The organism is Pseudomonas sp. BB438, from assembly GCF_057180225.1.
The window spans coordinates 5,554,410-5,566,937 of the sequence record NZ_CM170001.1; the positions used below are offsets into that span (position 1 = coordinate 5,554,410).

At 66.0% G+C, this 12,528-nt stretch carries 12 protein-coding genes; 5 read left to right on the plus strand and 7 right to left on the minus strand.

All coding sequences use genetic code 11. The features are described from left to right. Positions 1-412: 412 nt before the first annotated feature. From AC1ZV1_RS25650 to AC1ZV1_RS25670, 5 genes are read right to left on the minus strand one after another with little or no spacing between them, the layout of a single operon-like run. On the minus strand, positions 413-1,309 hold the full coding sequence (locus AC1ZV1_RS25650; RefSeq protein ID WP_484294209.1) for a ChaN family lipoprotein: 897 nt from the start codon (positions 1,307-1,309) through the stop codon (positions 413-415). An 11-nt stretch (positions 1,310-1,320) separates the two neighbouring features. Further along, positions 1,321-2,088, minus strand: coding sequence for a heme ABC transporter ATP-binding protein (locus AC1ZV1_RS25655; protein ID WP_484294210.1), 768 nt, complete (start codon positions 2,086-2,088; stop codon positions 1,321-1,323). Then, complete coding sequence (locus AC1ZV1_RS25660; RefSeq protein ID WP_484297640.1) at positions 2,088-3,071, minus strand: FecCD family ABC transporter permease; 984 nt, start codon at positions 3,069-3,071, stop codon at positions 2,088-2,090. The genes AC1ZV1_RS25655 and AC1ZV1_RS25660 overlap by 1 nt, the downstream gene beginning before the upstream one ends. 50 nt (positions 3,072-3,121) lie before the next feature. After that, a complete protein-coding gene (locus AC1ZV1_RS25665; protein ID WP_484294211.1) occupies positions 3,122-4,015 on the minus strand; it encodes a heme/hemin ABC transporter substrate-binding protein in 894 nt (297 codons plus the stop codon). A gap of 10 nt (positions 4,016-4,025) precedes the next feature. After that, positions 4,026-5,081, minus strand: coding sequence for a hemin-degrading factor (locus AC1ZV1_RS25670; RefSeq protein WP_484294212.1), 1,056 nt, complete (start codon positions 5,079-5,081; stop codon positions 4,026-4,028). A gap of 257 nt (positions 5,082-5,338) precedes the next feature. On the opposite strand from AC1ZV1_RS25670, the gene AC1ZV1_RS25675 reads away from it, so the two are divergent. Next, positions 5,339-5,656, plus strand: a complete 318-nt coding sequence (locus AC1ZV1_RS25675; protein WP_484294213.1) for a Rieske (2Fe-2S) protein — start codon at positions 5,339-5,341, stop codon at positions 5,654-5,656. 21 nt (positions 5,657-5,677) lie between these two features. On the opposite strand, the gene sfsA is transcribed toward AC1ZV1_RS25675, so the two are convergent. After that, on the minus strand, positions 5,678-6,385 hold the full coding sequence (gene sfsA, locus AC1ZV1_RS25680; protein WP_484294214.1) for a DNA/RNA nuclease SfsA: 708 nt from the start codon (positions 6,383-6,385) through the stop codon (positions 5,678-5,680). Next, entirely contained in the window at positions 6,385-7,557 is a 1,173-nt protein-coding gene (locus AC1ZV1_RS25685) for a pyridoxal phosphate-dependent aminotransferase (RefSeq protein WP_484294215.1), read from the minus strand. The genes sfsA and AC1ZV1_RS25685 overlap by 1 nt, the downstream gene beginning before the upstream one ends. A gap of 335 nt (positions 7,558-7,892) precedes the next feature. On the opposite strand from AC1ZV1_RS25685, the gene dksA reads away from it, so the two are divergent. The 4 genes from dksA (at position 7,893) to AC1ZV1_RS25705 (ending at position 12,502) form a co-directional block, all read left to right on the plus strand. Beyond that, entirely contained in the window at positions 7,893-8,336 is a 444-nt protein-coding gene (gene dksA / locus AC1ZV1_RS25690; RefSeq protein WP_015478905.1) for an RNA polymerase-binding protein DksA, read from the plus strand. An 82-nt stretch (positions 8,337-8,418) separates the two neighbouring features. Continuing rightward, on the plus strand, positions 8,419-9,306 hold the full coding sequence (gene gluQRS / locus AC1ZV1_RS25695; protein WP_484294216.1) for a tRNA glutamyl-Q(34) synthetase GluQRS: 888 nt from the start codon (positions 8,419-8,421) through the stop codon (positions 9,304-9,306). A gap of 84 nt (positions 9,307-9,390) precedes the next feature. After that, positions 9,391-9,567, plus strand: coding sequence for a hypothetical protein (locus AC1ZV1_RS25700; protein WP_015478907.1), 177 nt, complete (start codon positions 9,391-9,393; stop codon positions 9,565-9,567). Beyond that, on the plus strand, positions 9,551-12,502 hold the full coding sequence (locus AC1ZV1_RS25705; protein ID WP_484294217.1) for a sensor histidine kinase: 2,952 nt from the start codon (positions 9,551-9,553) through the stop codon (positions 12,500-12,502). Before AC1ZV1_RS25700 ends, AC1ZV1_RS25705 begins: the two co-directional genes overlap by 17 nt. Positions 12,503-12,528: the final 26 nt, after the last annotated feature.

Genomic DNA, 12,528 nt, shown 5'->3' on the forward strand with positions numbered 1-12,528 from the left:
GATTATTATTGAGTCATCTGGTCGCGAGGCCAGATCGATAACCTCAAGAGACCACGCAGTCGGACTCTTCAGATTATCTCCTCATCAGGCTAATCACGGTTTCGACCCGGCACTTTGCCGGGTCTTTTTTTGCCTCGATTTTTTCCTTCGCACCCCGCTTTCCTGGCCAGCGAAAAAACTTCGGCTCATTCGAAGAAAAGGTGTTGACTCTCAAATGATAATGGTTATTATTACAACCACTGGCTGCGAGGCCAGTTGGATAAGCTAGAGAGACCACGCAGTCGGGCTCTTCAGATTATCTCCTCATCAGGCTAATCACGGTTTGGACCCGGCACTTTGCCGGGTCTTTTTTTGCCCGCGACTTCTGCTGCAGCCTCCTGGTGCGCCAATGAAAAAGGGCCTTTCGGCCCTTTCACATCTTGCCACGCATCTGCGCGCAGTAATCGGTCGGTGGTTGTGCCGGCGTGTACCACGCATAGTCGGCCTGAGCCGGCGCGACAGCCTTGCCGACCTCCACCAGCATCACCACCTCGAGCCCTTGCGCGCCCCCTATGTCCTTCAGGTGCAATGGAACGCCCAGGTCTCGCCGTGCGTGGAAGCCGCCGGCAATCAGCACCGAAGGTTCAGGCGCCGCCTTGAAGCGTTCGGCCATGCGTCGGTCTCGTTGCTGTTGCACCGCGAGCATCGCCGGCAGCTGACTGTCCGGCAGCAGGCCACAGTGGGAATCACGGATATCCTCCAACAGCGCGTCTCGCACGGCAGCTGCCGTCGAGGCCGTACCTTGCAGCTCGGGCTTGCTCCGATAGATGTCCATGATCTCGCTGCGATCCAGATTGGCCGCCAACAAGGGCGCCGGCTGCTTCAGCAGCCAGGTCAGCAGCGGGCCGTACTGCGACCAGTCCCAACCTGCCTGCCAATGCAGCGCGCCGATCAGGTCGGTAGGCAACGCGCCACTAGCCGCAGCAGCCTGGGTTGCAGTCACCGCATCCTGCTGGTCGGGGTTGAGCATCTCCAGCAACACGCTGCCAGTCGGACGGCGCTCGGCCAGGGCACGCACCAGCCAAAGCTCGAGCGCATGGTGATCGGGGTTATCGTGCTGTTCGCCGACGATCACCCGCGGCGCGACGGCGAGACGGTCGAGCAATTGCGCCGGCGAAAGCTGTTCGCCGCTGCGCAGGTCGCGGATCACGCCCAGATCGACGCTGTCGCGCCCCTCCGGACTCTGCCAGACAGGCAGCGTCGGAGCCGCAACCTGGCTCTGGCAGGCAGCGAGCAATGCCAGAAACGGAACGAGCAGGACTTTTTTCATGGCGACTCCTTTCAGCGCGCGATGATCAGCGGATGACCGCGCTCCGGATGCTCCTGCACCAGCACATCGAGGCCGAAGACGGTGCGCAGCGGCTCGGCCTGTAACACCTCGCGGGGCGTGCCGAGCAGATGCGCGCGCGACGCGTGCAGTAACAGCAGACGATCACAGTATCGCGCCGCGAGGTTCAGGTCGTGCAGGATGACCAGCACCGCTGCGCCACGCCCGGCAAAATCACGCACGGCCTGCAGAGTGGTGTGCTGGTGCAGCGGATCGAGCGCCGACGTCGGCTCGTCCAGAAGCAACACTTGCTCCGGTCCGCCGGGCCAGAGCTGTGCCAATACCCGCGCGAGATGCACCCGCTGGCGTTCGCCGCCGGACAGCGCGAGGTAACTGCGCCCCGCCAGGTGCGAGGCGTCGGCGGCAGCCATGGCGTCACGGATGATTTCCTCGTCGCGCTGACGACCACTGTCGTGGGGCAATCGCCCGAAACCCACCACCGCCTCGACGGGAAACGCAAAATTCAGCGAAGACGATTGGGGCAATACGGCCAGCCGGCGAGCGCGTTCGTTGCCCTGCCAGGACGCCAGCGGTCGACCGTCGAGGCTTACCGAACCACCGGCCAACGGCAGCTCGCCGTTCATGGCCCCGAGCAGCGTGCTCTTGCCCGCACCGTTCGGGCCCAGCACCCCGAGCACTTCGCCCGGCTGCAGCGTCAGGCTCACCTCCTGCAGGACGGTCTGGGCGCCGCGCCTCACCAGCAGCTTGTCTGCGCACAGCATCAGGAACGCCCCCGGATCAGCAGGTAGAGGAAGAACGGCGCGCCAATCAGCGCGGTGACGATACCGATCGGCAGCTCCGCCGGCGCCAGCGCCAGCCGTGCGATCAGGTCGGCGAGCAACAGGAGAATCGCGCCACCGAACATTGAGGCGGGCAGCAGCACACGGTGATCCGGGCCGACGATCAGGCGCAGCAGGTGCGGCACCACCAGGCCGATGAAGCCGATCATCCCGGCGGCAGCCACGGCGGCCCCCACGCCCAGCGCGGTGCAGAGGATCAGTTCGACTTTCAGCCGCTCGACATCGAAGCCCAGGTGACGCGCTTCGGATTCGCCCAGCAGCAATGCATTCAACGCATTCACCCGGCGCGGCAGCCAACATGCCACGAGCAGGGTGATCAGCAGCAGCGGCCACAGTCGCGGATAGCTCGCGCCGTTGAGGCTGCCGAGGTTCCAGAAGGTCAGCGTGCGCAGCGTGGCGTCGTCGGCGAGGTAGGTGAACAGGCCGATCAGCGCGCCCGCCAGCGCCGTCAGCGCAATGCCGGCCAGCAGCATGGTCGCTACGCTGGTCTGGCCATTGTGGCGCCCCAGGCGATAGACCAGCGCCGTGACCAGCAGCCCGCCGGCAAAGGCGCACGCGGACAGCAGATAAGGTGCGAAGGCCTCGGGCAGTCCACCGATGGACGCGCCGAAGACGATGGCAATCGCGGCGCCCAGCGCGGCACCACTGGAGACGCCGATCAGGCCCGGATCGGCCAGCGGATTGCGGAACAGCCCCTGCATCGCTACGCCAGCGAGCGCCAGCACGCTGCCGGTTGCGAGGCCGAGCAAGGTACGCGGCAGACGAATCTGCCCGACGATCAGTTCGGCCTGGCCAAGGCCATCGGCGGCCACCGGCAGGCCAGCCATGTGCGCCAGCGCGCGCAGGGTGTCGCCCAGCGGCAGGCTCACCGGCCCGAGAGCCAGTGAGAGCCAGACGACCAGCAGCAGAAGGAAACCGAGTGACAGGAACAGCGGTCGAGCGGTAACGATCCGGGTCAAGGACGACTTTCCGTGTTCAGGGCCTGCGCGGAAGGATAAAAGGCTCGGGAGAGGCTAGCCAGTCCGTCAGGGATTCGCGGTCCGAGGCCACCCACCAGCAGGGTCGGATCGAGCACCAGCACGCGGCCCTCACGCAGTGCGCTGGTGGCAGCCAGGCCAGGGTTCTGCTGGGTCAGCGCGGCACGGGCCTTGTCGCCTTCCAGGGCACGGTCGCTGAGCACCACCACCTGTGGGTTCAGCGCAGTGAGCGCTTCGGTCGATAACGTCTTGTAACCAGTATGCGTCGCCAGGTTGCGGCCGCCAGCGTGCTGGATCAGCCAGTCGCCGGAGGTGTCCTGCCCGGCCACCAGCAGGTTGCCGCCGGCATGCCCGACCAGCAGGACGACGCCGGGCACAGCCTGTGCGGACTGGGCGCTCGTCACCCAGGCACCCTGCGCCGCAAGGCGTGCGTCGAAGTCCGCCTCGACCTGCTTCGCCTTGTCCGGCGCACCGAGCAGTTCGCCCAGTCGCTGAATGGTGTCGTGCACGGTCTTTTCGTCAGCCTTGGCGGAGAGCGTCTCGATTCGCACGCCAGCAGCACGCAGTTGTTGCAGCACCGGTGGCGGCCCCATCTCTTCACTGCCCAGCAGGATGTCCGGCCTCAAGGCAAGGATGCCTTCGGCGGCGAGTTGCCGCTGGTAGCCGATCTTCGGCAGCGCATGAAGGGATGCCGGGTGCAGGCTGGTGGTGTCGACGCCTACCAGTTTGCTTTCGCCGCCCAGGGCGACGACCCATTCGCTCAGCGATCCACCGGCGCTCACCCAGCGCTGCGGCAGCGAATCGGCCAGCGCGCTGGTGGCCGTCAGGCAGAGACCAGCGAGCAGCGCACGGGCAGTCATGGAAGTCTTCATGAGTCGATCCTCAGAGCGCCGGAAAGGATTCGGCAAGCTCGCGCCAGCCCTGCAGCTCCGGCACTCCAGGCTTGCGCGCGCCGAACACCTGCAGTACCAGCTCGCCAGTGGCGTCGAAGGCTTCCCAACTGGTGATCACGCCGTCGCTGCTGGGCTTGCGCACGCGCCACAGCTCGACCACGCCTGGCGTCTTCAGGTGCAGGTTGAACAGCGGGTCGAGGACGTTGAACCAGTCGTCCATCCACGTGAGGTTCTCCACGGTGCCGGTGTGGATCTGGATGCAGTGGGCATTGCCGACGAAGAGCATGATCGGCAATTGAGTAGCCCCGGCCGCCTCCAGCAGGCGCGGCAGTTCCGCGGTGGCCAGCGGCTCGGCCCATTCGCGACCGGCCAGGCGCAGCGCCTGGGTACGCTGGACCTTGTGCTGCTTGAGCAAGGCGAAGAAGTGGTGGGTATCTTTCAACGCGGCCCAGCCCTCTCGCAATGCGGCTACATCGATCTCGCCATCGGCCAGCGCGGCGGCCCTGGGCTCCAGCGGGGCCAAATCGAGCTCGGCGCGCTGCTCGACTGCGGTGAAGCGGCGCACCAGCGGCTCCCAGGCAGCAGGATCGCTGTGCTCGGTGAGGAAGACCTTGTGTACCGCAGTGCCCTGGCGGTCGAAAATCTGAATGCTGCGCTGGATGCCGCGGGCGGTCTCCTCGCTGATCGCAAAGGCGCTGGCCCAGCCACCGAGGAACAGCCGCAGGTCGACGTCCGGGGACACCACCAGGCCCATCTGGCCATTGGCGGACACGGTCACGTCGCGATACGGCCCCTTGCGCTCGTGCACGCAATGTTCGTTGCGAGTCAGCGCCATGATCTGGCCCAGCTCGCCCAGTGCCGGCAGCAGCCCGGCCCAGTCGGTACGCAGGCGCACGGCATCCACGCCCAGACGGCTGGCCGTCAGTGCGGCTTCGCTCACGGCCAGGTGTTGCGCGGCATCGCGGGCGCGCAGGCGCGGTTTCTCGGCGCGCAGGGCTTGCCAGGCGCGGTACAGCTCGGAGGCCGGCGCAGTCAGGGTCGTCATCGCAGAATTCCTCATTCGAAAGGTGGCCAGCCGCTAGGCGGCAGCATGGACGAACCTTGCCACAGGAAATCCAGGAAATCTATTTGATAATTATTTGCATTAGATTGCAGAGAGGCTTAAGGTCGGCGCCGATTTCGCCGGCAAGCCAGCGCCGATCACCCTCTTCAGCACACGGAAGTGCACCCTCTTCCGGTGTCAGCATCCCCGCGCGGATAATGCCTGTCTCCTGATACCGCACCTGGATGGAAAGACCCCGGATGATCCTGCTCTGCGCCCCGCACGACCTGGCCGAAGGCCAGAGCCGGGGCTTCAAGGCCGCTGGCCTGAACCTCTTCGCCGTGCGCCGCCAGGGCCGCGTCTACGCCTACCACAACCGTTGCCCGCACCGGGAGATCCCGTTGGGCTACGACGCCGAGCAGTACCTGGATTCCAGCGGCCGCCTGTTGCAGTGCGGCCACCATGGCGCCCTGTTCCTGATCGAGACCGGTGAGTGCATCCAGGGGCCATGCCTGGGGGATGCGCTGGAGGCATTGCCCTGCCGGGAGGACGAGCAGGGCATCTGGCTGGAAATGTAGGAGCGGGCCCGTGGGCCACTCCTACAACAACACCTTCAACGGCCGCTCCAGACGAATCTCCCGGGTATCGATCCGCGCTCCATACGCCAGCACTTCCACGCCAGCGTTGCGTGCCTCAGCGAGTGCCGAGGCGTAAGCCGGGTCGATTTCCATGGCCGGCCGCACCGCCTCGATATCCGAGAGATTCACTGCGTACAGCAGCACCGCACGCATGCCCTCGCGCGCCAGCGTCGCCAGCTCGCGCAGGTGCTTGGCCCCACGCAGGGTGACGGCATCGGGGAAAGCGGCGACCGTGGTGCCGTCGAAGCCCAGCGTCACGCTCTTCACCTCCACGAACACCGGCTGGCTGGCGTACATCAGGCGGAAGTCCGCGCGACTCTTCTCCTGCCCGTAGGCCACTTCTCGGCGTAGTTCGTCGAAGCCCGCCAGCTCGGTCACCGTGCCAGCCAGCAGCGCCTCCTCCACCAGCCGGTTGGCGCGTCCGGTGTTCACGCAGGCCAGCCGGCCCTGCGGGGTTTCCACCAGTTCCCAGGTGCCCGGCAGCTTGCGCTGGGGATCGTCGGAGCGGCTGAACCAGACGCGGCAACCTTCGCTCATGCAGTTGAGCATCGAGCCCGTGTTCGGGCAGTGGATGGTGAGTTGCTCGCCGCTGACGGTCGCGATGTCCGCCAGGAAGCGCTTGTAGCGTTTGATCAGGCGCGCCTCGATCAGCGCCGGCTCGAAGCGCATCAGGGCCGCCAGGTCTTCAGGCCGCGGGCGATACGCTCCACCGCCTGCTGCAGGCGTTCGACGCTCTGGGTGTAGGCAAAGCGCACGTGGTGCGACGCCTGGTAACGCCCGAAGTCAATGCCGGGCGTGAAGGCGACGTGCTCGGTCTCGATGAAGTGCTGGCAGAAGGCGAAGGCGTCGCCACCGAAGGCACTGATATCCGCGTACAGATAAAAGGCACCCTCCGGCTCCACGGCAATTCCGAAGCCCAACTCGCGCAACACCGGCAGCAGGTAGTCGCGGCGACGGCGGAACGCTTCGCGGCGCTCTTCGAGGATCGCCAGAGTCGCCGGCTCGAAACAGGCCAGCGCGGCATGCTGGGCCATGCTCGGCGCACTGATATAAAGGTTCTGCGCCAACTTCTCCAACTCGCCCACCGCTTCCTGCGGCGCCACCAGCCAGCCCAGGCGCCAGCCGGTCATGCCGAAATATTTGGAGAAACTGTTGAGGACAAAGGCGTCGTCATCCACCTCCAGCACGCTGGGCGCATCCACGCCATAGGTCAGGCCGTGGTAGATCTCGTCCACCACCAGATGACCGCCGCGCGCCTTCAGGGTGGAGGACAGCGCCGCGAGTTCATCCTTGTGCAACAGGGTGCCCGTAGGATTCGCCGGCGAAGCGGCCAGAGCGCCTACACTGTCTTGATCCCAGTGCCGCTCGATGAGCGCCGGTGTGAGCTGGTAGCGGCTCTCCGGGCCAACCGGCACCAATTGCGCGGCGCCCTCCACCAGGCGCAGGAAGTGGCGATTGCACGGGTAGCCCGGATCGGCCAGCAGCCAGTGCTTGCCCGGGTCCACCAGCAGGCTGCTGGCGAGCAGCAGGGCGCCGGAACCGCCGGGCGTGACGAGAATGCGTTGCGGATCGATCGACAGGCCATAGCGCTGGGCATAGAAGCCGGCGATGGCCTCGCGCAAGGCCGGCAGGCCACGTGCGGCGGTATAGCGCGTGTGACCATTTGCCAGGGCCTTCTGCCCAGCCTCGACAATGGGCGCGGCAGTTGTGAAGTCCGGCTCGCCGATTTCCAGGTGGATGACGTCGTGGCCCGCGGCCTGCAGCTCGTTGGCCCGCGCCAGCAGCGCCATGACGTGGAAGGGTTCGATGGCGCGACTGCGCGCACTGAAGGTGATGGCCATGGAATATTCCGAACTTTGCGACAGAGCCGGGATTCTAACAGGCCACTGATGAATACTGGGGCGCCCGCGCAGAGACGGCGCGGCGCCCGGGAACTTGCAGGCTTCGTCTGGCAAACGCCAGCGATCCTGCGACGGTTTGCCGGCAAACCCACTGGCCGTGACTGGCGGGTCGGCAAGCTGGCGATCAGGTATGTGCGGGCACTGCCAGGCTCGACAACCGGGAGTAGCGTCCCGGTAATCGTTCTGGTAAGTTCGCCCGCTTGCGAGCGCGGGGCCGGCGGTGCCGGAGAGGGACCATCCGCGAGAGGATTAGCGAGAGTGAGAGGCGGTCATCCATGCCCACCAAAGCAAAACAACAGAGCAGCCAACTGATTCGTGGCTTCGAGCCCTACCAGGAAACCAAGGGCGAGGAGTACATGAGTGATCGCATGCGCGCGCACTTCACCTCCATCCTCAACAAATGGAAAGTTGAGCTGATGGAAGAAGTGGACCGCACGGTGCACCACATGCAGGACGAAGCGGCGAACTTCCCGGACCCGGCCGACCGTGCCAGCCAGGAAGAAGAGTTCAGCCTCGAGCTGCGCGCCCGCGACCGCGAGCGCAAGCTGATCAAGAAGATCGACGAGACCCTGCAACTGATCGAAGACAACGATTACGGCTGGTGCGATTCCTGCGGCGTCGAGATCGGCATCCGCCGTCTGGAAGCCCGCCCCACCGCCACCCTGTGCATCGACTGCAAGACCCTGGCGGAAATCAAGGAAAAGCAGCTGGGCTCCTGAGCCTGGTTGATCCCGAACGGGGCGCTGCGGCGCCCCGTTTCGTTTCCGTGCCCTATAGATGGTTTTCCAGCAGAGAGCCTCCATGCCCGCCTCCCGCTACGTCGGCCGCTTCGCCCCCACGCCCAGCGGCTACCTGCACTTCGGGTCACTGGTAGCGGCCGTCGCGTCCTACCTGGATGCGCGCGCCGTCGGTGGAACGTGGCTGGTGCGCATGGAAGACCTCGACCCGCCACGCGAAATGCCCGGCGCCCAGGCCGCCATCCTGGAGACCCTCGAACGCTACGGCTTCGAATGGGACGGCCCGGTGGAACGCCAGAGCGATCGTGGCGACGTCTACGCAGCCCAGGTCGAGCAATGGCTGCGCAGCGGCCTGGCCTATGCCTGCACCTGCTCGCGCAAGCAACTCGAAGGCAGCAACGGCATCTACCCCGGCACCTGCCGCAACGCCCAGCACGACTGGCACGGTGACGTCGCCATCCGCATCCGCGTGCCGGAGCTGGACTACCGCTTCACCGACCGCCTGCAGGGCGAGTTCCACCAGCACCTCGGGCGCGAAGTGGGCGACTTCATCATCCGCCGCCGCGACGGGCTGTTCGCCTATCAACTGGCTGTAGTGCTGGACGACGCCTGGCAGGGTGTAACCGACATCGTTCGCGGCGCCGACCTGCTCGACAACACGCCTCGCCAGCTCTACCTGCAGGAACTGCTGGGCATCGCCGCGCCGCGTTACCTGCACGTGCCGCTGATCATCCAGCCCGACGGCCACAAGCTCGGCAAGTCCTACCGCTCGCCGCCGCTGGATGCCGCCCAGGCCGCCCCGCTGCTGGTGCGCGCACTGAAGGCGCTGGGCCAGATGCCTCCCGCCGACCTGCTGCAGGCCACGCCACACGAGGCGCTCGCCTGGGGCATCGCGCACTGGGATGCCACTGCCATCCCCCACAGCCTGACGCTGGAAGACGCGCAGCTCTAGACTTGTACCCGTCCCCACCGGCGGCCGGCTTGCCGGCGACTGTGCGCACAGGTAGCCTGCCCGCCGAACCAAGAGAGAGACGACATGTACATCTACCGACTGGTGTTGCTCCTGGTCGTGGGCATCTACCTGTTCTCGCCGGCCATCATGGACTGGTGGATCGATCCCCACGGCGCCTGGTACCGCCCGTATCTGCTGTGGCTGATCCTGATCGTCGTCACCTTCATCCTGCAGAGCCAGCGCGATGCTGACGAGCTTTAGCCTCACCCAGCTGATTCTGATCAGCGCCTCCTACCTGATGGTCCTGTTCGGCGTCGCCTGGATTACCGAGCGCGGCTTCATTCCCCGCCGGCTGGTGCGCCACCCACTCATCTACACCCTGTCACTGGGCGTGTACGCGAGCGCCTGGGCCTTCTATGGCACCGTCGGGCTGGCCTACCAGTACGGCTACGGCTTCCTGGCGATCTACCTGGGTGTCTCCGGCGCCTTTCTGCTCGCCCCCGTGTTGCTCTACCCGATCCTGCGCATCACGCGGGCCTACCAGTTGTCCTCGCTGGCCGACCTGTTCGCCTTCCGCTTCCGCAGCACCTGGGCAGGCGCGCTGACCACCCTGTTCATGCTGATCGGCGTGCTGCCGATGCTGGCATTGCAGATCCAGGCGGTGACCGACTCGATCAGCATCCTCACCCGCGAATCCGAGCCCAACCGGGCGGCGCTGGCGTTCTGCGCGCTGATCACGCTGTTCGCCATCCTCTTCGGCGCGCGCCACATCGCCACCCGCGAGCGACATGAGGGACTGGTGATGGCGATCGCCTTCGAATCGCTGGTAAAGCTTATCGCGCTCTGCTCCATCGGCCTGTTCGCCCTCTACGGCGTGTTCGGCGGGCCGGACGGCCTGGAAGTCTGGCTGCTGCAGAACCAGGAAGCCCTGAGCACCCTGCACACTCCGCTGGCCGAAGGGCCCTGGCGCACGCTGCTGCTGGTGTTCTTCGCCGCGGCCATCGTGATGCCGCACATGTTCCACATGACCTTCACCGAGAACCTCAACCCGCGCTCGCTGCTCAGCGCCAGCTGGGGCCTGCCGCTGTTCCTCCTGCCGATGAGCCTGGCGGTGCCACCGATCCTCTGGGCCGGCCTGCACCTGGGCGCCTCGACCAACCCGGAATACTTCACCCTCGGCCTGGGCATCTCGGTGGACAGCCCGGCGCTGGCGCTGACCGCCTTCGTCGGCGGCATCTCCGCCGCCAGCGGCCTGATCATCGTGATGACCCTGGCGCTCTCCGGCATGGTGCTCAACCACCTGGTGCTGCCGCTCTACCAGCCGCCGGCCGAAGGCAACATCTACCGCTGGCTGAAGTGGACCCGTCGCGCGCTGATCGCCGCCATCATCATGGCCGGCTATGCCTTCTACCTGGTGCTGGGCGCCGAGCAGGACCTGTCCAACCTGGGCATCGTCTCCTTCGTCGCCACCCTGCAGTTCCTCCCCGGCGCGCTGGCCGTGCTCTACTGGCCGACCGCCAACCGCCGCGGCTTCATCGCCGGCCTGGTCGCGGGCATGCTGGTGTGGGGCGCGACCATGCTCACCCCGCTGGTCGCGAACATGCAGAGCATTTACCTGCCGCTGTTCAATTCGCTCTACGTGCTCGACGACACCACGTGGCACCTCGCAGCACTGGCCTCGCTGGCAGCCAACGTACTGGTGTTCACCCTGGTCTCGCTGTTCACCGAAGCCAGCGATGAAGAAAAGGGCGCCGCCGAAGCCTGCGCCGTGGATAACGTCCGCCGCCCACAGCGCCGCGAACTGATCGCCGTGTCCCCGCAGGAATTCGCCAGTCAGCTGGCCAAGCCGCTGGGTGCGAAGACTGCCCAGCGCGAAGTGGAACAGGCCCTGCGCGACCTGCACCTGCCGTTCGACGAGCGCCGCCCCTATGCCCTGCGCCGCCTGCGTGACCGCATCGAGGCGAACCTCTCCGGCCTGATGGGCCCGAGCGTGGCGCAGGACATGGTGGAAACCTTCCTGCCCTACAAGGCCAGCAGCGAGGCTTACGTCACCGAGGACATCCACTTCATCGAGAGCCGCCTGGAGGATTACCACTCCCGGCTTACCGGCCTGGCCGCCGAACTCGATACCCTGCGTCGCTATCACCGCCAGACCCTGCAGGACCTGCCGATGGGCGTCTGCTCGCTGGCCAAGGACCAGGAAATCCTCATGTGGAACCGCGCCATCGAGGAACTCACCGGGGTCAGCGCACAGCGCGTGGTCGGCTCGCGCCTGGCCGCCCTGCCCGAACCGTGGCGCGGGCTGCTGGAAGGCTTCATCGACGCGCCCGACGAGCACCTGCACAAGCAGCGCCTGTCCATCGAAGGCCAGACCCGCTGGCTGAACCTGCACAAGGCGGCGATCGAGGAGCCGCTCGCGCCCGGTAACAGCGGCCTGGTGTTGCTGGTCGAAGACCTCACCGAAACCCAGTCGCTGGAAGACAAGCTGATCCACTCCGAGCGCCTGGCCTCCATCGGCCGCCTGGCCGCCGGGGTCGCCCACGAGATCGGCAACCCCATTACCGGCATTGCCTGCCTGGCGCAGAACCTGCGGGAAGAACGCGAAGGCGATGGCGAGCTGACCGAGATCAGCGGACAGATCCTCGAGCAGACCAAGCGGGTGTCGCGCATCGTGCAGTCGCTGATGAGCTTCGCCCACGCCGGTGGCAAACAGGTTGCAGCAGAGCCGGTGTGCCTGGCGGACGTCGCACAGGAAGCCATCGGCCTGCTGTCGCTGAACAAGCGCAGCGTCGACGTGCAGTTCTTCAACCTGTGCGATCCGGAACACTGGGTGGAAGGCGACTCCCAGCGCCTGGCGCAGGTTCTGATCAACCTGCTGTCCAACGCCCGCGACGCGTCTCCGCCCAATGGCGCGATCCGCGTGCGCACCGAAGCGTCCGAGCAGACCATCGACCTGATCGTCGAGGACGAAGGCAGCGGAATACCCAAGTCGATCATCGACCGCCTGTTCGAGCCGTTCTTCACCACCAAGGACCCGGGCAAAGGAACCGGCCTGGGGCTCGCTCTGGTCTATTCGATCGTGGAAGAGCATTATGGGCAAATCACCATAGACAGCCCGGCTGACCCCGAACGCGAATGCGGAACCCGCATCAGCGTCACCTTGCCGCGGCATCCTGGCCCGACGGCCGAGCAGTAAACGAGCACGTCGAGAGAGCTGAATAC